At 41.2% G+C, this 22,687-nt stretch carries 14 protein-coding genes, 1 tRNA gene and 1 pseudogene; 15 read left to right on the top strand and 1 reads right to left on the bottom strand.

The features are described from left to right. The first annotated feature begins 263 nt into the window (after positions 1-263). From I6E24_RS04900 to I6E24_RS04870, 7 genes and pseudogenes are all read left to right on the top strand, one after another. Positions 264-854, top strand: a complete 591-nt coding sequence (locus I6E24_RS04900; protein WP_235326713.1) for a DUF6088 family protein — start codon at positions 264-266, stop codon at positions 852-854. Beyond that, positions 851-1,957: pseudogene (locus I6E24_RS04895) on the top strand (nucleotidyl transferase AbiEii/AbiGii toxin family protein). The gene I6E24_RS04900 and the pseudogene I6E24_RS04895 overlap by 4 nt, the downstream one beginning before the upstream one ends. A 528-nt stretch (positions 1,958-2,485) precedes the next feature. Continuing rightward, positions 2,486-3,169 (top strand): restriction endonuclease subunit M, encoded by a 684-nt coding sequence (locus I6E24_RS04890; protein ID WP_235326711.1) that lies wholly within the window; start codon positions 2,486-2,488, stop codon positions 3,167-3,169. Then, the gene (locus I6E24_RS04885) at positions 3,159-4,673 is read left to right on the top strand and encodes an Eco57I restriction-modification methylase domain-containing protein (protein WP_235326709.1); all 1,515 of its coding nucleotides are present in this window, start codon (positions 3,159-3,161) and stop codon (positions 4,671-4,673) included. Before I6E24_RS04890 ends, I6E24_RS04885 begins: the two co-directional genes overlap by 11 nt. Positions 4,674-4,677: 4 nt before the next feature. Continuing rightward, positions 4,678-7,242 carry a GIY-YIG nuclease family protein gene (locus I6E24_RS04880; RefSeq protein ID WP_235326707.1) on the top strand — a complete coding sequence of 855 codons (2,565 nt, stop codon included), beginning with the start codon at positions 4,678-4,680 and terminating at the stop codon, positions 7,240-7,242. Between the two features lie 105 nt (positions 7,243-7,347). Continuing rightward, entirely contained in the window at positions 7,348-8,742 is a 1,395-nt protein-coding gene (locus I6E24_RS04875) for an ATP-binding protein (RefSeq protein WP_235326705.1), read from the top strand. A 142-nt stretch (positions 8,743-8,884) separates the two neighbouring features. Continuing rightward, positions 8,885-9,700 carry a hypothetical protein gene (locus I6E24_RS04870; protein WP_235326703.1) on the top strand — a complete coding sequence of 272 codons (816 nt, stop codon included), beginning with the start codon at positions 8,885-8,887 and terminating at the stop codon, positions 9,698-9,700. 91 nt (positions 9,701-9,791) lie between these two features. Here the strand turns inward: I6E24_RS04870 and I6E24_RS04865 are convergent, their stop codons facing one another. After that, complete coding sequence (locus I6E24_RS04865) at positions 9,792-13,412, bottom strand: glycosyl hydrolase 2 galactose-binding domain-containing protein (RefSeq protein ID WP_235326701.1); 3,621 nt, start codon at positions 13,410-13,412, stop codon at positions 9,792-9,794. 310 nt (positions 13,413-13,722) lie between these two features. On the opposite strand from I6E24_RS04865, the gene I6E24_RS04860 reads away from it, so the two are divergent. The 8 genes from I6E24_RS04860 (at position 13,723) to I6E24_RS04825 (ending at position 22,643) form a co-directional block, all read left to right on the top strand. Further along, positions 13,723-14,133, top strand: coding sequence for a hypothetical protein (locus I6E24_RS04860; protein WP_235326699.1), 411 nt, complete (start codon positions 13,723-13,725; stop codon positions 14,131-14,133). 177 nt (positions 14,134-14,310) lie between these two features. Beyond that, positions 14,311-16,221, top strand: coding sequence for an RNA-binding domain-containing protein (locus tag I6E24_RS04855; protein WP_235326697.1), 1,911 nt, complete (start codon positions 14,311-14,313; stop codon positions 16,219-16,221). Positions 16,222-16,321: 100 nt separating this feature from the next. Further along, entirely contained in the window at positions 16,322-18,085 is a 1,764-nt protein-coding gene (sppA, locus tag I6E24_RS04850) for a signal peptide peptidase SppA (protein WP_235326695.1), read from the top strand. Between the two features lie 28 nt (positions 18,086-18,113). After that, on the top strand, positions 18,114-19,250 hold the full coding sequence (gene lpxK, locus I6E24_RS04845; protein WP_154044939.1) for a tetraacyldisaccharide 4'-kinase: 1,137 nt from the start codon (positions 18,114-18,116) through the stop codon (positions 19,248-19,250). Next, positions 19,189-19,998: a purine-nucleoside phosphorylase gene (locus I6E24_RS04840; RefSeq protein WP_235326693.1), complete on the top strand. Its 810-nt coding sequence runs from the start codon at positions 19,189-19,191 to the stop codon at positions 19,996-19,998. The genes lpxK and I6E24_RS04840 overlap by 62 nt, the downstream gene beginning before the upstream one ends. Before the next feature lie 14 nt (positions 19,999-20,012). Further along, positions 20,013-21,047 (top strand): thiamine-phosphate kinase, encoded by a 1,035-nt coding sequence (gene thiL / locus I6E24_RS04835; protein ID WP_235326691.1) that lies wholly within the window; start codon positions 20,013-20,015, stop codon positions 21,045-21,047. Between the two features lie 114 nt (positions 21,048-21,161). After that, positions 21,162-22,376 carry a class I SAM-dependent methyltransferase gene (locus I6E24_RS04830; RefSeq protein ID WP_235326689.1) on the top strand — a complete coding sequence of 405 codons (1,215 nt, stop codon included), beginning with the start codon at positions 21,162-21,164 and terminating at the stop codon, positions 22,374-22,376. Positions 22,377-22,570: 194 nt separating this feature from the next. Further along, a tRNA-Phe gene (locus I6E24_RS04825) sits at positions 22,571-22,643 on the top strand. The last annotated feature ends 44 nt before the right edge of the window (positions 22,644-22,687 follow it).

Below are 22,687 nucleotides of genomic sequence, written 5' to 3'. Positions count from 1 at the left end.
TTTCCCATAAGTTATTATTATTTTGCCCCACTGTCTAATAAAAGCTCTTCATTTTGAGGTATGGTTTTAATGTTCTACAATGGGGCTGTTAGAACATCCCCTTGGCGGACTATGATAACCCTAACTTAATGTATTCGGTCCATGATCGGGGTATTAAACCGCAAAGCATTTTCTATAATGTCCGATTTTCTTTAAGAATTTCGGACATTTTATTGCTACATCAAGAGTAATATCGTATCTTTACAAGTGAAATCATTGTGGATATGAAGACGATACTGACGAAGGAAATACGAAACATCATAGACCGAAACGGACCGAACAGGCTTTATATGGTGAGTGATTTTGCACATCTGAATAATGATGGGCTAGTTACTCGTGCGCTTTCCCGATTAGAGAAAGAGGGTGTGCTCATTCGTCTTTCTCAAGGTCTATATCTATATCCATTACGGAATAAGTTCGGTGTACTTCGTCCCTCTATAGAAGATATCGCATACGTTATAGCGGAAAAGGACAAGGCTCGTATTATACCTAGTGGATTGACAGCATTGAACAAATTGGGACTTTCCACACAGGTCACGATGAATGCAGTCTATTTGACAGATGCCACAGCAAGGGAACTTACTATCGGGAACCGTAAAATCATATTCAAGCGTAGCGCACCTCGCAATTTTGCCTACAAGACAGACTTGTTCCCACTTATAGTCGCTGCCATGAAAGAATTAGGGAAAGATAATGTGACAGATGAACAGGTTGCAATCATAAAACAAGCTATTGAAAAATATGGTAGTCCTGATGAAATCAAATACGATTACAGCATTGCCCCGCAATGGATTAAACAAAGACTTGCATTATGAATTTTACCAATCTTACAAAAGAAGAACAACTTACCATTTTAGCTAATGTGGCCGAAGATAAAGGGATTGTGGACAATGCCGTAGAAAAGGACTACTGGGTCAGTATGGTGTTACGTTCCATATTTTCTTTGCCGTATGCAGCAGCTTTTGTTTTCAAGGGAGGAACAAGCCTTAGCAAAGGTTGGGGATTAATAGAACGGTTTTCGGAAGATATTGACCTTGCAATAGATCCCCAATATCTCGGCTTTACAAATATTGAGACTAAAAGTCAACGGACTAAGTTGAGGAAAGACTCCAAGAAGTTCATAGATGGCTCTTTCGCGTTCGACGTTGAGACCAGATTAAAAGAGTTTGGGTTATCAGAGAGCTGTAAGGTTATAGTTCCAGAGACCCCCGTCAGTGACCTTGATCCTGTAGTCCTATTTGTCGAGTATAATTCAGTGCTGCAAACAAAAATGCAATATATACCCGAGCGAGTCAAAGTTGAGATAAGTTGTCGTTCACTCATGGAACCGTCAGAAGATGTGTAAATGCGTTCTATGATAGAAGAGGCTTATCCAGGTGAAGAGTTCTCATTACCCATATTCACTGTTCCTACCGTAGTGCCCGGACGAACATTCCTGGAAAAGATTTTTCTTTTGCATGAAGAGTTTAACCGTCCCAATGGCTGTACGCATATCGAACGTATCACACGACACATGTATGACATTGTAAAGATGATGGATAAACCGTTTGCTATGAAAGCAATGCAGGATGTACAATTATACGAGGACATTGTGACTCATCGTAAAAAGTTTACGGCTTGGAGTGGATTGGACTATACGAGTCATCTTCCACACACAATATTGTTCCTGCCTCCTAAAAGCATAGAAGATGTTTTGCGTAACGACTATAAACAGATGCAAATCGGCTTCATCTATGCCAATGCCCCTTCTTTCGATGAGATTATGGAACGATTGAGTGAGTTGCAGAACAGATTTAGGACGTTGGAATGGCAACACAGCTGTAGTAAGGTTCGTGAGGAATATTTCAACAACTTTGTGAGACCTATTAATGAAACGGATAATACCAATACAGATGAAAGCGGCAACAAGAATATATAATTACTCATCTTTATAGGAAGATGAAAATATTTTCCTTAACTTTGCGAAACAAAGACTGCGATTTCCATAAACGAAAACGGTTTTGAGCCTTTTTTTTACTTGAAAATCGCACAGACCTGTACCAAACGTTCTTTTCTTAATACGTTAGAAAAGATGAGGTAACAGGGACATGACATATTCAAAGGCGTTTACTACGCTTTGGTTTTGACGATCTGAAACTTCGCAACTTTCAAAAATCCTGTCAAAAACAAAGCAACGTAGATGCCCCGTAGGTGTGTTATATACATACCTCAAATACCGTACAGCCATAGGTGTATCCATACACTTAATGGAAGCTTCCGGTATAGAGGTCGTATTATACATATCAGCGTGGGCTCTCACGTTGCTCGTTTCGGCAGGATGGGCAATGCGAAGGCCTCAGATCGTGGAGCGAGCAACAGTATGCAGGGCTTCACGCTTTTTTTATGTCTACACCTTAATATATTACCGCGGTATTGTAGCCCTTATCCGCATTAATTATGGCTGCAAATGGCGGTGAACAATCAGAAAAAATCCCAAATCATATCCCGACAGCGAGTAGCGGAAAGAGGCGAAGTCTTTACTGCCGAGCGCGAGGTAAATGCCATGCTCGACCTTGTAGCCAACGAATGCCTCCGTCCCGACTCACGTTTCCTGGAACCGGCATGCGGTAACGGTAATTTCCTGACTGCTATACTAAAGCGCAAGCTGTCCGAACTCCGCCGGAAATACAAAAACAGCCCTTACGACTATGAGAAACAGGCTATTGTAGCCATCGGCAGTCTATACGGTGTGGATATCATGCGTGACAACGTAGAGGAATGTCGCGAACGTCTGTTCTCCATCTGGAACGAAGAATACACAGCGCACTGCAAATCGGAAGCATCAGAAGAAGCCAGACAGGCTGCAAAGTTTATCATCAGCAGAAATATCATCAACGGAAATGCCCTGACTCTTATGTGTGTTGATGCCGAAGGGAACGACACTTCGGCACCGATAGTATTTTCCGAATGGACACTAATCAGCAGCAACCAGATGCAACGCTCGGACTATACCATGTCCGATCTTCTACTTTACAATGATAACAGCGAAGGTAATCTTTTCGCTCTCAGCGAGGAGCAAAAGGAAGAGGGCGGAATATTCCTAAGAAGATACATCACCCACTATAAAAAAGTTCAAGATTATGGAGAATAGTTTATTACATAACGTCTATAATCCGGACGTACTGTCCTGCATAGCCAATCTGAGCAACGACGAAGTATTCACTCCTCCAGAATTGGCTAATAAAATAATCGACTTGCTTCCGCAAGAACTGTTTGAGAATCCTGATACAAGATTTCTCGACCCATGCTGCAAGAGCGGAGTTTTCCTTCGTGAGATTGCCAAGAGGTTGATTAAAGGTCTTGAACGTCAGATTCCTGACCTTGAAAAACGTATCGAGCATATTTTCTCAAAGCAGTTGTTCGGCTTCGCCATTACCGAACTTACCAGCTTGCTGTCGCGCAGAAGTGTGTATTGCAGTAAATACCCAAGCAGCCAGTTCTCGGCTTACCAATTTCCTGAGAACAAACCTCAAGGGAATATTATTTACCAGCGTATCAACCACACATGGAAAGATGGCAAATGTATTTATTGCGGTGCGTCACAAAGTGAATACGACCGTAAACAGGAATTAGAGAGCTACGCATACCAATTTATTCACAACTTAGATGTAGAGAAGGTCTTTAAAATGAAATTCGATGTGATTATAGGAAATCCGCCGTATCAGATGAGTGATGGAGGAGCACAGGCAAGTGCAAGACCAATATATCATTTATTTATTGACAATGCAAAAAAATTAAACCCAAGATATATATGCATGATTATTCCAGCACGTTGGTATGCAGGTGGAAAGGGACTTGACGATTTTAGGGACAAAATGCTACGAGACAATAGAATAAAAGAAATACACGATTATCCAGAAACAGCAGATTGTTTTCCTGGAGTTCAGATTAAAGGTGGTATATGTTATTTTATATGGGATAAAGTTTATAAAGGAAAATGTAAAGTTTCTACTCATAAGGGTAATACTATATCATCACAAATGGAACGATATTTATTGGAAAAGAATTGTGATATTTTTATAAGATATAATGAAGCAATCAGTATTTTACATAAAGTCCAACTTTCTAATAAGATAACGATGGATAATTATGTAAGTAGCAGAAAACCTTTTGGACTTCCAACAACTTTTCGTGGGAAAAAGAACAAAGACAATAATTGTTCAATATTAGTATATCAAAATGGCGGAATAGGATATATTAAACTGTCTGAAATAGAAAGGAATCAAGATTGGGTAAACAAATATAAAGTATACATTACAATGGCTTATGGCGCAGGAGAAGATTTTCCACATCAAATTATTAATAAGCCATTCATTGGAGAACCTAATAGCTGTTGTACAGAAACATACCTTGTTATTGGTCCTTACAATACTCAGTTGCAAGCGGAAAATGTAATTTCATATATTAAAACAAAATTTTTTAGATTCATGGTTTTACTCAAGAAAAACACTCAACATGCATCTTCTAAAGTTTATTCCTTCGTTCCCCTCCAAGACTTCTCCAAACCATGGACAGACCAAGAACTTTACAAAAAATACAATCTGACACAAGAAGAAATAAACTTTATAGAATCAATGATACGCCCAATGGAATAACACTATGGAACAGAACTTCTTCCCTCAACGCCCTACCGTAACCCCAACTATCTACGCCTACAAGCTGTTAGGTGTAGATTCACACAAAGGTTATCTGAAAGTTGGTTACACAGACCGAACAGCAAAGGAACGCATAGACGAACAACTCCACACAAGCAAAATCAGATACGAAATCGTTCTGACTGAATCTGCTATGACTAATGACGGCTCCTGCTTCACCGACAAGAACGTACACAAACTTCTCGAACGTAAAGGCTTCCACCGCCTCAATCCTCTTGACAAAACAGACGAATGGTTCGATTGCTCAATGGAAGACGTAAAAGCGGCCATTCTTTCGTTGCGTACAGGTTTGGAAAACGTAGAGAACAGGACTCAGAGCTTCGGTATGCGTCCGGAACAGTTCCGTGCCGTGAAACAGACCAAGTCTTATTTTGAACAGGCTGTAAAGGAAGAACCCAACCGAATACCTAAGTTTCTTTGGAATGCGAAGATGCGTTTCGGTAAGACTTTTGCAAGCTATCAGCTGGCCAAAAAGATGAATCTGTCGCGTATATTGGTCCTGACTTTCAAACCGGCTGTAGAATCTGCGTGGCGTGAAGACCTTGTGTCGCATATCGACTTTGAGGGATGGCAGTTCATATCAAACAAAGATGCAAGAAACAACAATCTGAACATTGACCAGGAATTCAGCAGGGCAGACAAGTCGAAGCCTATAGTGGTGTTCGGTTCTTTTCAGGACTTGCTTGGCACAAATGAAAGTGGAGGCATAAAGACAAAAAACGAGTTTATACATGCCACACTTTGGGATTTGGTGATATTCGACGAGTATCACTTCGGAGCATGGAAGGAACGTGCAAAGGAACTGTTTGAAAAGGAGGATGAAGAAAATGAAGTGGATTTCGATGCCGAAAAATACCAGAAAGACGAGGCTAGCAATGCCATAAACGAAACATGGCTGCCTATATCTACGAAATATTATCTGTTTCTATCCGGAACACCTTTCAGGGCAATAAACAATGGCGAGTTTATAGAAGAACAGATATTCAACTGGACTTATTCTGACGAACAGCGTGCCAAAGCCAACTGGAAGGGAGCGGACAATCCATATCTTTCATTGCCAAGAATGGTGATGCTCACTTACCGTATGCCGGACCAGATACAGGATGTGGCAAGACAGGGAGAGTTCGACGAATTCGACCTGAATCTGTTTTTTGCAGCCGAAGGCAAAGGGGATTCTGCCAGGTTCAAATACGAAAATGAGGTGCAGAAATGGCTGGATTTGATTAGGGGAGCATATCTGCCTGCAAGTATAGACGACTTGAAACTCGGTCAGGACAAGCGCCCTCCGATGCCGTTCAGCGATGCACGGTTGCTCGGTTTGTTGTCCCACACTCTTTGGTTCCTGCCCAATGTCGCTTCATGTTTCGCAATGGCAAATCTGCTGAAGCAAAGGCAAAACAGATTTTACCACGACTATAATGTTATTGTATGCGCCGGAACAGGGGCAGGTATCGGACTGGATGCGCTATATCCGGTACAGGCATGTATGGGCAACCCTCTTAAGACCAAGACAATAACACTGACGTGTGGAAAATTGACTACGGGCGTTACCGTAAAACCGTGGACAGGAATATTCATGCTACGCAATCTGAAAAGCCCGGAAACTTATTTTCAGGCAGCATTCAGAGTGCAAAGTCCATGGGAAGTAAGAAACGAAACTGGCGACAAGACCATAATGAAGAAAGAGTGCTATGTTTTCGATTTTGCTCTTGACAGGGCTTTACGCCAAATCTCAGACTACAGTTGCCGACTGGACATCAACGAATCGAATCCGGAAGCCAAAGTTGGAGAGTTTATAAAGTTTCTGCCGGTACTGGCATACGATGGCAGCAGCATGAAAGAGGTGAACGCTCAGGACATTCTCGACATTGCCCTTGCCGGAACATCTGCCACCTTGCTTGCTAAAAGATGGGAATCAGCACTGCTTGTAAATGTGGATAATGACACGCTGAAACGTCTGCTTGACAGTCCGGAAGCAATGAAGGCCTTGATGAATATCGAAGGATTCAGAAATCTGAACAACGACCTTACTACAATTATAAACAAGTCGGACGCTGTAAAAAAAGCCAAGAAGGATAACCCTAATCCTACACAGAAAGAGAAAAAGGAACTCTCTGACGAGGAGAAAGAAATAAAAAGCAAGCGCAAACAGATTCAGGAGAAACTTATCAAGTTTGCTACACGCATTCCCGTGTTTATGTATCTGACGGACTATCGTGAAAGGTGTCTGAAAGATGTCATCACGCAATTGGAGCCGGGACTGTTCAAAAAGGTTACAGGACTTAGTGTGGAGGACTTCAATATGTTATGCACGCTCGGTGTATTCAATGCTCCGCTCATGAATGATGCCATATTCAAATTCAAGCGTTATGAAGATACCAGCCTGACATATACGGGGATAAACAGACATACTGACGACGAAGTAGGCGGATGGGACACTACTATAAGGAAAACGCAATACGAAAAGCTGTTTTACAATCAGCAGTCATCAATGCTTTCCGTAGATTAAGTCTCTCATAACCTGCAAAACTCGAATTAGCATAAAATAAATCCTATATCTTTTTGAATTATCTCTCAGAAAGATTATCTTCGTGAAAGATATATTTAAAGTAATATGGAATTTAAAAAGTTTATAGACAGAAAGGAGTATCTGGAAAGAGTGGAAGAAGCCTTAAAAAGAGAAAAGCCACAGTTCATTGTCATTTATGGACGCAGAAGAATAGGCAAGTCTAAACTTATTATGGAAATCATGGACTGGAATCGGAAAGATATTTATTTTTTAAGTGACCAGACCAATGAGGCAAACCAGCGTATGCTATTTGCAAAAACAGCTGCAATGGGAGGCATTGAGGACTTTGACAAGGTTACATATCCTGACTGGGAAACTCTATTGCGTGCCTTGAACCGTCATACAGCGGAAAATAGCACAGTCTGCCTTGATGAATTTCCGTATCTTGTAAAAAGCTGTCCTTCTCTGCCATCCGTTATACAAAAGCTGCTTAACGAGAAATGCCTGAAGTTCAACCTTATTATATGTGGTTCGTCACAACAGCTGATGCAGGGCTATATACTTGACAAGAAAGAACCTCTTTACGGACTGGCGGATGAAATCATACGCCTAACACCCATACCCGTACAATACATAGGGCAAGCACTGAGCTGTGACAGCAAGCAGGCGATAGAAGAATATGCAGTATGGGGAGGAATCCCCCGATATTGGGAGCTAAGAGCCGACTACAAGGACAATGAAACAGCCATCAAAAAACTGCTTTTGGATAACAAAGGTTTCTTAGCAGACGAACCGATACGTCTGTTAAGGGATGATATGCGTGATACCGTACAGGCATCTACGCTGCTCTCTATCATCGGCAACGGAGCTAACCGCCTGTCAGAAATAGCCGGACGGGCAGGCAAGGATGCCACCCAGATAACAGAGCCATTAGGTAAACTGAGGGAATTGGGGTATATACGCCGTGAAGTGCCTTTTGGCGAGGACGAGAAGAAAAGCAAGAAAGGGCTATACCGTATCAATGACAGCCTGCTGGAATTCAATTACAGGTTTGTGTCGCCATATAAATCTATTTTGGAACTGGGAAGGACAGAAACAGTTCTATCCATCATAAAAGCGCAATTTCCCGGATATGTAGGCGAATGCTGGGAGCATCTTTGTCGCCAATTTGTGAGCGGCAACCTCATTGACGGCATAGCATACAATATGGCTACACGGTGGTGGGGAAAAATCTTTACAGAAGAAAGCAAGGAAGGAGAAATGATTGAACTTGACGTGGTGGCCGAATCAATCGACATGAAGCATATCCTCATAGGAGAATGCAAATGGACTACCGTAGAAGATGCGAAAAGGCTTGTAAATTCACTTGAAGCAAAGATAAAATACCTGCCTTTTATCAAAAAGGGACAAAGTATTCATGTAATGCTTTTCCTGAAAAACGAGCCACGCAACAAGAATACTGCACGGATTATATACCCGACAGATATTATACAGGCTTAATAACGCACCACACTTTATAATAAATACCATATTTTGTGCATAAGTATACACAGCTTTTAATATTTATCGCAATATTAGCGGTTAATGAATAGACAAAATAGCCTTACTGATTTTAACTATCATCACTGAACAGAACCTAATTATGAACGATTATATATCCGACCACTTTTGGACAAAAGATGAAGATACTGCATATCTAAAGGATTTTGCAGATGAAAACGTGTATCTTGAGATGCCACTCGTCAATCTGATTTACCGTATGCTTGATATGGCTGCCGATGGGCTTCCTCTCACCAAAGTGGGAAATCCTACAATAGCTGTTATAGAAGAGCTTTATCCTCTTGGGCCGAAAGACTATTATTGGGAAAATTTTCCAAGGAAGAAAATGACACTATCTGCCATTCCACAGATGGCTATAATCTGGGATTATCTTAAATATGCCAATCTTTTCCGTAAGTATAAAGGTACACTTAGGCTTACCCGGTTGGGAAAGGAGATGAAAGGTCATCCAAAACGCCTGGCTCATTATCTGTTCTATTACACTCAGGAAATGGCTAATACATCACTTATGGATTCATGCGAATTTACGTCATTTAATAATGCCCTTAACCACGTTGCAGTTCTGCTTGATACTTATGGCAACGAATTTCGTAGTGTAGAGTTTTATGCCGCCAAGTATGCTGAGGTGGAGGCGGACTTTGCATTTTTCTACGAAACGTCTGATTCCCTATATTTCAATTCGGCCGTTTCATGTTTTAATATACGTATTATGGAACGCTTCTTCAATTGGATGGGGTTTGTGGAAATGATTCGTTCACACTATGATAAAGAACAGAAAAAATATATACTTGAGCAGTACAAGATTTCTCCTCTATTCCGGAAGCTGATTGGCATCAACCGCCCGGAGAGCAAAGAGGTCATCCCGATATGGATTAACAATCCCTCGATGATGAATTGATCAGCACCTTCATTTAGTTATATGAAACGGCATTTAAACAGTGTTTAAACACCATTTAAATGCCGTTTAAATTTAATGATAAGTGAAAATCTTACTCCACATTGAAACCTGTAATCTTAACAACAGGAGCATTACCACGTGTATCAACATCTTTCCATCTTATGCTGACTTCTTTCTTCTCGCCCGGAAGCAATGCAAAATAGTTGTCAGAATAGAATATTGGCAAGAACTGGTCGCCATCATTGTCGCCTACAACATTCAAACGGATCATAAGAGCCGGAGTCTTTGTTGTATTCTCAACAACAACTGTAGCTGTCCAGTTTCCATCTTCACCCTTAGCGGAAGTTACATTTGAAGCAAGCCGGACTTTCTCAAGCTTGTTCAAATCCTGATAGTTGTTTTCTTCCAGACTTCTGTGATAGAAGTTATCAGAAATAACTTTGCCGTTCTCGATAAGCCACATCTTGATGAAGTGAACTTTAGAGATATTCTGAGGGAATTCAAGTTTGATGCACTTGTTTGTTGTGTCTTCATTGCTGTCAACATTCACTTCTTTTTCCCAAGCAACAGTGGCATCCATGTTCAACACCTGAACTTTAGCAGTAAGTCCCTTGTGAGAGCCTGCACTATAGTTGACCACTTCCACTTCGTCAGTAGCCGGATTCCACTGGATATGCAATGGCTCGGAAGCTTTCTTGATTGCGAAATAAGCAGCTGTCGGCTCGAAGTAATAGTCATAAGTCTGCCATACCATTGAAGGCCAGCAAGAGTGGCTCATCCACATCAACAGACCCATACGGTTCTTGCTGCGTGACTCAAACAAACTGCGGTGACCGTCATAGTTGACCCACTGAGCTTTTTCAGTAAATTCTTTTGCATTCTGGGCTTCGCCATAACCTTTGGCAATGATTTCATTGAATGAAGTTGCTCCCTGGGCTCCTTCCAATGTATAGTCGTGCATACCCCATTCGTGAGACTGAGGCCACATTCCTTCAGGAGAATATGTACGCTGGAATCCTTCGTAAGTCAGTACGTTTGGCATACCGCGTTCACTATGGAACTTGTCGTTACCTGTTTCAAGAGTAAAGTATGTCTTGGCAGGAAGCATACGGTACGGACCGTGTCCGCTGACTACATCATCGGCAGAACTTGAGATATAGTGCAACCCAGGATGTTCTTCCTTCACAATCTGACGCAAAGCCTTGTCGATTGTTTCAGGTGGGAAACCTTCGTTACGTCCGCAATAAATACCAATAGAAGCATGGCTGCGGATACGGCGAACATAGTCCTCAGCATTTGCTATGAACATTTCAGGATAATATGGATCCGGTCCGTCTGCAGGGTTTGCCAACCAGAAGTCCTGCCATATCATTATACCATACTTATCACAAGCTTCATACAACTCTTCGTCGCCAATCATACCAACCCAGTTGCGCATGATTGTAAAGTTCATATCTGCATGATATGCTACGGCTGCATCATATTCACGCGCACGATAGTTCAGATTTGACTCACTGAATCCCCAGTTGCCACCACGACCGATGAAACGGCGGCCGTTGATATACATATTAAGTATTCTGTTGTCCTCGTTGAATGTCATCTGACGCAGACCAACCTTGAAATCTTTAGAGTCGGAAACCTGACCATCTACCTTCAATGTGAAGTTCGCATCATACAAATTAGGAGCACCATAACCCTTAGGCCACCACAAACGTGGATTCTTTATGTTGAGCTGTTCGAATTTGTCAGCGTCAAACACAACAGTCTTCTCCTCTCCTGCTGCCAATTCAACAGGCTGATTGAACACCACATCACCAATCTTACCTTCAAGAATACCTTTCACTGCAGCAGCATCATGGTTCTTGACGATAACCTCAGCTGTAAGTTTTGCAGAAGTCGTATCCGGCAGAGGCAATACAGTTTCCACCAATGGGTCAGCCACAGTAACCTTACCTGTTGTAGTAAGTTTCACATCATTCCAGATACCGATGTTACGTCCGCGCATTGTAGGAATCCAGTCCCAACCGATAGTGGCATGGAACGTAGGATTATCCGCACCAAGGATACCACCGTTGAAGTCCGTACTTTGTTTGTTCTTTTCCTTGATTGCGCCGATATGGTTATTCTTTATAATCTCAACAGCAACAACATTCTTGCCAGCAACAATAGCGTCAGTTACATCAAACTTGCCACGCATGAATGCACCTTCGATTCTTCCAACCTGTTTTCCGTTAAGATAAACATTAGCCTTCCAGTTGATACCGTCGAAGTTCAGGAACACACGTTCTTTCTTGAAATCCGCAGGAACTTCAAACTCATCACGATACCAGAAATTAGAATAGAAGAATGATTCAGAAATACAAAGCTGATTATCCGCATAATTCGGATTAGGCACGGCACCTACATTTACATAACTGCTCAACACAGTTCCCGGAACAGTTGCCACAATCCAATTCTGAGGGTTAAAACCGATTGTAGAGATTTCCTCACCTTTAGCAGTCACTTCGGATGCACGCTGCAATTTCCAGTTACCGCCTGATAGAACAATCTCACCGTTTGCCGCAGCAGGACGGGCAACAGGCTGAGCCTTCAAACCGCCCTTACCCATCACTTCCATTTCGCTCAGGATGTAATGGCCTTCGCTGGCAGGCTGTTCCATCAACACTCTCACATAGCGGGCATTACCCTTAACAGCTATTTCGTCAGTCAAAGACTCACCGCCAGGCAACTCTGCCACATCTTTCCACTGCTTGGCATCGTTTGAAGTCTGGATTTTACCTTTAGAAGCCTTGTTTACCCAGTGCAAAACCACTTTGTCAAATGAAGAAATACTTCCCAAGTCAACATATATCCATTCCTGCTTGTCTGTCTCACTCATCCATGCACTGTTATAGAACTGCGAAGGCTTCATTTCCACAATATCATTCTGATAAAGGAAATTCATATCCATGAGTGTCCAGAATGCAGCACCAGGCATTTTGAAGCAAACACGATAATAAGAGTAATCACCTGTTTTATCAAGACTGACAGTCTGATCGATAATTCTTACAGGAAGATCACCTTTTTCGCTCTGCTTGTTAGGGTCAGAGTGCATTTTGTATGAAGAAGCCTTTCCCGGCAGACCGCTTCCGCTTGATTTGCCAAGTTCTTCCCAAGTCTTACCGTCGTTTGAACCCTGACAAATGATTTCATAACCTTTATTTGCCTTATCCGCATTATATGCAACTGAGCCACGCATATAAATCTGATCGGCCTTCTTGCTGTAATTATTCAGAGAAAACTGGAAATAAGTATCCTCACCAACAGTTACATTACGTGAATAAGGTCCCTGGTCAATCATCCACTCACGCTCGCGGCGCGGTTTTTTACCATCTGGAGTAATCAAATCCAAATACTGTGGTTCCTTATCAGTGATAACACCATCGGTCACAAGCTGTGCCACAAGATTATAGTCATGGCTTGACGACTGATATGCAGCGCGAAACAATGCTATATTACGGTATGTATCATCCGGCTTCAATTCCGGAGAAAAATCCTCAGAAGGATTTCCGGGATAATGACCAATGCCACGAGTGTAGTAATCAGAACGCTCGAAAGATTCTGTCGACGCTCCAGCTCCCGTGCAACTCCAGGACATAGCAACTGTTGCTGTTGCCAGTCCGCACATAGTAAGCACACGAGTCAGTTTTTTCGTTTCATTTTTTGCTTTCATAATATATTTAATTGTTATAATCCACTGATTATTTGTTCTCAAGGTTTTGCAAATGTACACATAAAAAAACGGACTATTAAATTATTTAACAAGAAACTTCTCCATTTTTTCCCATTCAGCCAAGTGCAACAAAGTTGAATTGTAAACCAATTCAGTTCTAGCATAGGAATATGTAAAGACGCTTTCTTAATAGGATTTCTGGAGGTTGAATAACATTCATATCCGTATTTATCGGCATTAAAATTTACTGTAAACCTTAAATTATCAAGTTTTTTACTACTTTTGTTGTTATAAACATATATAATACAGAATGAGTAAAAGTATAGAAAGCAACAAACAGTTTATGGTAGGCAACGGACTCCTGGCTTTCGGAGTATTCTTCATCGTATGCCTCTTCCTCTATCTCGGTTTCCGTTCGCAAAAGAAAACAGGCGGCGAACATACTTATAAAGACATCTACGAAATCTGTCTGACAAAATCATTTGCCGGTGATTCGCTGAACATATTCATCAACGACAGTCTGATAATGGCACGCACGATGAATAATGCCGACATCACATTCCAGATAAACAGATTTGCAGAAGAAAACGCACTTATGGTGGTAGATGCCAAAACGGACATCATGACTCCTTTCAATCTTAATAAGGAAGGAGGAAAGGTCACAGTGGAAAAGAAAAACGGACAGATATTCTTTCTGTATGAAGGCTACGAACAAAAATAAAGAATAAGAGTATAACAGAATTAGTATCGGCGTGACAGACAGTAGGACATTGTCTATCACGCCGTTTCTTTTGAAAAAATTTGTAGCTCGAAAAATAAATATTAAATTTACGGTGTCGAGGGTTATAATCCTAACGACAATCAAACAAACTGATATATAGACTCTACACTGAAAGTAATGATAGATATAAGAAACATACAAGACTTCAACAATTATCTCGACACTCTTCTTAATCAAACAGAGTGCGATGATATTGAGTTCAAAGGTGCAGCCGGAGGTTTTCCAAGTAGTTTTTGGGAAACTTATTCAGCTTTTGCAAATACAGATGGAGGGACCATAGTGTTTGGTGTAAAAGAAACAAATGGTAAGTTTTCATTAAATGGCTTGTCAGAAGAGCAAATAGAAAAATACAAAAAGGATTTTTGGAATGGTGTAAACAATCCTTCCACCATAAGCTGTAATCTGATGAATGAGAATAATGTAAGTGATGCAGAATATAAAGGGTATAGATTTTTACTTTTTTTTATTCCGAGAGCAGGTAAAGACCAAAGACCTGTATTCAAAACTACAGATCCATACAATGGCACTTACAAACGTAATTATGAAGGTGATTATAAGTGTTCGAAAAAAGAAGTCAGACGTATGTTCGCTGACGCTGACGACCAACATCCAGCCGATAGCCGCATATTGAAAAACTATACTATGGACGACATTGATATGGAAACAATCCGGGCATACCGACAAAAGTTTAGTATATCTTCACCAGACCATCCATGGTTAATACTGAATGACATTGATTTACTCAAAAAATTAGGAGGATACCGTAAAGACAGAGAAACAGGTGAAGAAGGATTCACTGTTGCAGGTTTGCTAATGTTCGGTAAAAGTGAATCAATAACCGACATCGAATGTACACCGAATTTTTTCCCGGATTACCGCGAACACCTAACAGAGGACGAGAATGTGAGATGGACAAACCGCATATGTTCAGATGGCACTTGGGAAGCTAATCTATTCAACTTCTATCAGCGAGTATTACCACGACTGCAATCTGTACTACCGAAGCCTTTTAAATTAGAAGGAAACATCCGAAAGGAAGAAACGCCAGCTCATGTAGCTGTAAGAGAAGCTCTTATTAATCTTTGTGTACATGCCGACTATACTGAAGACGCTTCGCTTGTTGTGAAACATAACACAAATGCTTTTATATTTTCTAATCCTGGGACAATGCTTGTATCTAAGGAGCAATACTATTCAGGTGGTGAAAGCGTCTGCAGGAACAAGTCTCTACAAAAAATGTTCTCAATGCTTGGAGTTGCAGAAAAAGCAGGAAGTGGAACTGACAAAATCTTAAAAGGTTGGAAGGAATCCAACTGGAGAGCACCAATAATAAATGAGCATCAAAACCCTGACAAAGTTGAACTTATCATGCCAATGGAATCCCTGCTATCTGAGAATACAAAATTAAGATTAGAGGAGAAATTTGGTAGAGTAGCCGGCACATTTGAACATGATGTATTATCTATTTTGGCTTTGACATGTGATGAGGGAAGTGTAACAAACGAAAGATTGCGTTATTCTTTAAATCTTCATAAAAGGGAAATATCTGTTTTATTAAAACAAATGTGCCAAAGCGGACTACTTGTAGCACAATGGTATGGAAGAGGCACGAGATATCTTCTCCCGGAAAACATTAACAACAATTTATTTACATCCATAGAGCAATCACAAGAGGATATTATCTCATCCAATAGCGAAGTTTCTTTAAAAGTTATAGGGGAACCTATGGATAATAATAGGGGAACCTCAGACGATTATAGGGGAACCTCAGACGATTATAGGGGAACCTCGGATGATAATAGTATCAATTCACACAAAAAAAGGTTATCAAAAAACCAAATGGATTTACTTGTAATTAGTATATGTCAGGACTGGATGGATAAAGAAGAAATCGCTCAACGGCTACATAGAAAGGTAAAATATGTATCAGATGTCATACTTCCACGCTTGGTAAAAGAAAAACAATTAGAAATGCTATATCCAGGCACACCCAATCATCCAAGACAAAAATACAAGATCAAGGATTAGATTTATCCATTTTTACCCTGTTTGTACAAAAATTGCTATCTTTGCCTTAACTGTATTAAGGCATATACAAGATAACGAACAATCTAAATAATTATTTTATATGAAAGACTTTTTGAAAATGACATTTGCCTCAATCATCGGAATGATGATTGCCGGTTTCGTATTGCTCATAATTGGTATATCAGTTATAGGCGGAATGGTGGCTACTACCGAAGTGGCAACTGTAGTGAAGGAAAATTCAGTTTTCGTGCTCGACCTTAAAGGTAGCGTAGTGGAAAGATATGAAGATAACCCATTCGAACAGATTTTGGGTGAAGAAATAACTACAAGAGGGCTTGAAGATATCCTGGCATCAATAGAGAAAGCTAAAAATGACCCTAAAATTAAAGGTATGCTTATCAATGCCGAAGCTTTTGCCTGTTCTACTGCATCGCTTCAGGACATCAGAACTGCAATAGCAGACTTTAAGGAATCAGGAAAGTTTGTTGTAGCTTACTCAGGCGCTTATACTCAAGGTGCATACTATGTTTCTACCGTAGCCGACAAGGTTTTCCTTAATCCTTCGGGAAGTATTTCATGGCACGGACTGTCTGCACAGACTATGTTCCTGAAAGACTTGCTTGCCAAGGTGGGTGTAAAAATGCAGATATTCAGAGTAGGTACATACAAATCAGCCGTAGAACCGTTCATCGCTACAGAAATGAGTCCTGCCAACAGAGAGCAGACCCTTGCTTTCACTCAGTCAATCTGGAACGAAATAGTAAACGAAGTATCAGAATCAAGAAACATCTCAGTAGAAAAACTGAATGAAATGGCCGACAAATGTATGGACTTCCAGCCTGCTGAAGCATACGTGGAAAACGGACTGGCAGACCAGCTGATGTATAAGGATGAGGTATTGTCATATCTTAAAAAACTTACAGGCATTAGCGAAAAGTCTACTCTGAACACACTGACTCTGGACGATATGAAGAATCTGGCAGTGCCTTCAACAGTGAAGAGCCGAGACGTAATAGCTGTATATTATGCATTCGGAGAAATAGACAATGCTGCAGATCCATATAATGAAGGTATCGTATCTGAAAAAGTGACAAAACATTTGCGTGACTTGAGAAATGACGACAATGTTAAGGCCGTAGTTCTCAGAGTGAACTCACCGGGTGGTAGCGCATACGGTTCTGAACAGATTTGGCGTGAGGTGACACTGCTGAAGGAAAAGAAGCCGGTAGTGGTTTCTATGGGTGACTATGCTGCTTCAGGCGGTTATTATATCTCTTGTGCTGCCGACTGGATTGTGGCTCAGCCAACTACCCTTACTGGTTCTATCGGTATATTCGGAATGATTCCTGATGCATCTGAACTTATCACAAAGAAACTTGGAGTTAAAATAGACGGTGTAAAGACCAACAAGCTTGCTGATATGGGAGACATGAGCCGTCCGTTCAATGCCGAAGAAGGTGCGCTGATACAGGGTATGGTGAACAGCGGTTACGAACTATTCACCAAGAGATGTGCTGAAGGCAGAAATATGCCTATTGACAGTCTGAAAATGATTGCCGAAGGTCGTGTATGGTCGGGCGAAATGGCTAAAGAGCTGAAACTTGTTGATGAATTGGGAAATCTGGAATGTGCTATCAAGAAAGCTTCTGAGCTTTGTGGTATAAGAGACTACAAGGTAGCCTCTTATCCTAAGAAAGTGGATTTCATCACAAGCCTCATCAGCAACGCCAAGCCTGAAAGATATATAAGCAGCAAACTGGAAGATTCGTTCGGAGAATTCTACAACGGATTCATGATGATAAAGAACCTCGACAAGGCTGACCGCTTACAGGCAAGAATGCCTTTCGAGATATCTATAAACTAAAATGTATAAAAGTTCCAACCACACGAAGATGAAACAAAGCAAACCTCGCATATACATTCCCCTGCTTCCTTTTTCGGCATTATACGGCATGGCTGTATGGCTGAGAAACAAGCTGTTCGACTGGGATATTCTGAAATCAAGGAGTTTCCCGATACCGGTGATATGCGTGGGAAACATCACAGTGGGTGGAACCGGGAAAACGCCTCACACTGAGTATCTGATAAGACTGCTGAAAGATGAATTCAGTGTGTGCGTGTTGAGCCGCGGGTACAAACGCAAATCGAAAGGTTTCGTTCTGGCAGAGAAAGGTAAGAGCACTATAGAGGATATAGGAGACGAACCTTTCCAGATGTGGCAGAAGTTTCCGGATATCAATGTAGCCGCCGACAGTGACAGATGCAACGGTATTGACAATCTTATCGTAAAGACCGGCAACCGTGACAAGAAGCAGGTAATAGTGCTGGACGATGCATATCAACACAGATATGTCAAGGCAGGAATGTACATACTGCTGATAGACTACAACAGACGTATCCGTCACGACACTCTCCTACCCGCCGGACGACTAAGGGAACCGGAAAGCGGAAAAAGCAGGGCTGATATTATCATAGTAAGCAAATGTCCGGAGAACATGACTTCAGAAGAGATGCGCAGACTGCGTTATGAAATATTTCCTACAGCAGAGCAGGAAGTGTTCTTCACATATATGAAGTACGGAAATCTGTACCGCATATTCCGTCAGGGGAATAACGACGAAATGAAGCCTGAGGATATATCACCGGACAGACATATACTGCTGCTCACCGGAATTGCATCGCCAAAGGCTATAACTGACAAGCTTAGGCAATACACCGGAAACATAGAGTCAATGGTATTTGCTGACCATCATAACTTCAGCCGGGAAGATATGGAAACTCTCAGAAGCAGATTTATGTCGATGCCCGAAGGCAGAAGAATGATAATAACAACAGAGAAAGATGCGGCAAGGCTTACCACTCACCCGCACCTGAGCGAAGAACTGAAACCATATATCTACGCTCTGCCTGTGGAAGTAAGCTTTCTGAACAACGAAACAATAAAGTTCAACCAAAAAATAACCGAGTATGTTAGAAAAAATTCAAGAAACAGCAGCATTCCTGAAAGCAAGGATGCAGACAAATCCTGAGACAGCAATTATACTGGGCACAGGACTGGGCAGCTTGGTACACGACATTACCGACAAGTATGAAATACCTTATTCAGAGATACCGAATTTCCCCGTATCGACAGTAGAAGGACACAGCGGCAAGCTAATCTTCGGAAAACTTGGAGGTAAGGACATCCTCGCAATGCAAGGACGTTTCCACTACTACGAAGGTTACTCGATGAAAGAAGTGACATTCCCTGTCAGAGTCATGAGAGAACTCGGCATAAAGACACTTTTCGTATCGAACGCAGCAGGTGGAACTAATCCTGATTTCGAAATAGGCGACCTGATGGTTATTACGGACCATATAAACTTCTTCCCGGACAATCCGCTGAGAGGCAAGAATATAGACTACGGTCCTCGATTCCCGGACATGAGCGAGGCTTATTCGCACGAACTTATTGAAAAGGCATTCGAAATTGCAGCTGAAAAAGGTATCAAACTTCAGAAGGGAGTATACATCGGTACCCAGGGACCTACTTTTGAAACTCCTGCCGAATACAAGATGTTCAGAATATTGGGAGCTGACGCTGTAGGTATGTCGACAGTACCGGAAGTGATTGTGGCAAACCATTGCGGAATCAGAGTATTCGGTGTATCGGTTATCACCGACCTGGGAGTGGAAGGCAAGATAGTGGAAGTATCGCACGAAGAAGTACAAAAGGCTGCCGATGCCGCTCAACCACGGATGACCAGCATAATGAAAGAACTTATAAACAGAGTATAAACAATTATATAATCATGCACGAAGGAAACAGAACAGAAATTTCCACTTTGGGAGAATTCGGACTGATAAAACATCTGACCGACAATATAAAGTTAGTAAACAACGAAACAAAATACGGTATCGGCGATGATGCTGCCGTGTTGGAATATAGCGACCGTCAGGTTCTCGTCACTACAGACCTGCTGATGGAAGGTGTACATTTCGATTTGGTATATACACCGCTGAAACATCTGGGATATAAGTCGGCAATGGTAAACTTTTCCGACATATACGCAATGAACGGAACACCGAAGCAGATAACAGTCTCACTTGCCGTATCAAAAAGATTCTGTATTGAAGACCTGGAAGATTTCTACGAAGGATTGAAACTGGCATGCCAGCTGCATAATGTTGACATAGTGGGCGGCGATACCACTTCATCTGTAACAGGACTTGCAATATCTATCACATGTATAGGCGAAGCAAGAAAAGAAGACGTGGTCTATCGCAACGGCGCAAAGGAAACAGACCTTATCTGCGTGACAGGTGACCTCGGAGCCTCATATATGGGACTTCAGCTGATGGAACGCGAAAAAGCCGTGTTCAACGGAAGCAAGGATGTACAGCCTGACTTCGCCGGTAAGGAATATCTATTGGAAAGATTCCTTAAACCGGAAGCAAGAAAGGACATCATCGAAGAACTGGCAAAAGCAGGTATCAAACCTACTGCAATGATGGATATCTCCGACGGACTTTCATCCGAACTGATGCATATATGCAGCCAGAGCAAATGCGGATGCCGTGTTTACGAAGAACGTATTCCTATAGACTATCAGACAGCCGTTATGGCAGAAGAGTTCAATATGAACCTCAGCACTTGTGCCTTAAACGGAGGAGAAGACTATGAACTTCTTTTCACTGTTCCACTGACAATGCATGAAGCAGTTTCACAGATAAAGGATGTGAAAGTGATTGGTCATATCACAAAAGAAGAACTTGGCTGTGCGCTTGTGACAAGAGACGGCAACGAACTTGAGCTCAAAGCTCAGGGATGGAATCCTTTAAAATAAAAACAAGCCCACACTTATAGGATGTCAGCAATGTTTTCATACAGACATTGCTGGCATTTGATTTAATCAATATATCTATTCCGCTAAACGATTAACAATCCTGTTTATAACTTCATGAGCAAATTATCACCCGAAACTATAGAATTTATCAACAAGCACCGTAAAGATGATGTAAGACAACTGGCTCTCCAATCAAAAAAAGATGGAAAGGTGGACATAAACGAAGCCGTGACACAAATTGCCGGATGGCAGATTGCTGAGAAAAAGATTCCTTCATGGAGCAAAATAGATTCTATAATCTATCCCAAACATCTTTCTATGGAGCAATGTTCATCTGAAGTTACAGCAAGATTCAAGGCATCACTGGTGAAAGGGGAAACTTTTGCTGACCTGACATCTGGTTTCGGTGTAGACTGTTCATTCATAGCCTCTGGATTCAAGCATGCACACTATGTAGAAAGACAGGAAGAATTATGTGATATTGCCAGACATAACTTTAAGATACTTGGATTAAATCATATTGAAGTCCACAATACAGACGGAATAGAGTATCTGAAAAATATGGAGCCCGTGGACTGCATATACCTTGATCCTGCAAGAAGAAACAGCAATGGAGGAAAAACTGTAGCAATAACCGATTGCGAACCTGACGTGAGCAGCATGGAGGAACTACTTGTTGAAAAAGGCAGTACGGTAATGATAAAGCTGTCACCTATGCTGGATTTGCACTCGGCAATGAAAACACTTAAACATATCAACAGTATTCACATCATATCTGTTAATAACGAATGTAAGGAACTTGTTATAATCTTATCAAAACATTCATTATCAGATGAAAAAGCTGTTGATAACTTAAAAATAAGTTGTGAACAACTTGTTAATAACTCAGAGACACAGCATCTGGAATTCACCTACGAAGAGGAAAAATCAGCAGAGATAAACTATTCTGACAACATTGGAGAGTACCTTTATGAACCGGGAGCAGCAATATTGAAAGCTGGAGCATTCAAAATACTTGCAAAGAAATTCTGTGTTAATAAACTGCATCAGAACAGCCAGCTTTATACTTCTGATAAACTGATTGACTTTCCAGGCAGACGATTTAAGGTAATAGAGGTTTCTACATTTGCGAAAAAAAATCTCAAGGCCTTCCTTAAAGACCTTGAGAAAGCAAATCTTACTATAAGAAACTTTCCATCAACCGTCGATGACTTGAGAAAGAAACTCAAGCTGAAAGAAGGCGGAGATGTCTATATCTTTGCCACCACACTTGCAAACGGTGATAAAGTTCTCATTAAATGTCAAAGTCTAAAATCATTTGTTTCATAACAGGAAGTCCACGATGTTAGGATAAATCCAGGATATATAGAATAATAGACACAACAATAAGCATTATTCAATTGCAATAACATAAAAAAAATACTTTTCGAACCACAAAAAGCACTTTTTTGAAACTTTTTTCACAAGAATGTTTGGTAATATAAAAAAAATGCCTACCTTTGCAATCGCAAAAGAGAAACAACGGTGCCATAGCTCAGTTGGTAGAGCAAAGGACTGAAAATCCTTGTGTCCCCGGTTCGATTCCTGGTGGCACCACTTTGAAGAAAAGCAAAAGACAGTAAAATCCTGATTTCCAAGTG

The sequence above is a fragment of the Bacteroides caecigallinarum genome, from assembly GCF_021530995.1.
Taxonomy (GTDB): Bacteria; Bacteroidota; Bacteroidia; order Bacteroidales; family Bacteroidaceae; genus Phocaeicola; species Phocaeicola faecigallinarum.
Note: the sequence above shows the minus strand (reverse complement) of the source record. Positions and strands in the feature narration are given on the sequence as shown.

Bases quoted from the DNA above. Each gene is read 5' to 3' on its own strand.
- I6E24_RS04900 (WP_235326713.1), top strand. From the start codon at position 264: ATGAAGACGATACTGACGAAGGAAATACGAAACATCATAGACCGAAAC.
- I6E24_RS04890 (WP_235326711.1), top strand. From the start codon at position 2,486: ATGGCGGTGAACAATCAGAAAAAATCCCAAATCATATCCCGACAGCGA.
- I6E24_RS04885 (WP_235326709.1), top strand. From the start codon at position 3,159: ATGGAGAATAGTTTATTACATAACGTCTATAATCCGGACGTACTGTCC.
- I6E24_RS04880 (WP_235326707.1), top strand. From the start codon at position 4,678: ATGGAACAGAACTTCTTCCCTCAACGCCCTACCGTAACCCCAACTATC.
- I6E24_RS04875 (WP_235326705.1), top strand. From the start codon at position 7,348: ATGGAATTTAAAAAGTTTATAGACAGAAAGGAGTATCTGGAAAGAGTG.
- I6E24_RS04870 (WP_235326703.1), top strand. From the start codon at position 8,885: ATGAACGATTATATATCCGACCACTTTTGGACAAAAGATGAAGATACT.
- I6E24_RS04865 (WP_235326701.1), bottom strand. From the start codon at position 13,412: ATGAAAGCAAAAAATGAAACGAAAAAACTGACTCGTGTGCTTACTATG.
- I6E24_RS04860 (WP_235326699.1), top strand. From the start codon at position 13,723: ATGAGTAAAAGTATAGAAAGCAACAAACAGTTTATGGTAGGCAACGGA.
- I6E24_RS04855 (WP_235326697.1), top strand. From the start codon at position 14,311: ATGATAGATATAAGAAACATACAAGACTTCAACAATTATCTCGACACT.
- sppA (WP_235326695.1), top strand. From the start codon at position 16,322: ATGAAAGACTTTTTGAAAATGACATTTGCCTCAATCATCGGAATGATG.
- lpxK (WP_154044939.1), top strand. From the start codon at position 18,114: ATGAAACAAAGCAAACCTCGCATATACATTCCCCTGCTTCCTTTTTCG.
- I6E24_RS04840 (WP_235326693.1), top strand. From the start codon at position 19,189: ATGTTAGAAAAAATTCAAGAAACAGCAGCATTCCTGAAAGCAAGGATG.
- thiL (WP_235326691.1), top strand. From the start codon at position 20,013: ATGCACGAAGGAAACAGAACAGAAATTTCCACTTTGGGAGAATTCGGA.
- I6E24_RS04830 (WP_235326689.1), top strand. From the start codon at position 21,162: ATGAGCAAATTATCACCCGAAACTATAGAATTTATCAACAAGCACCGT.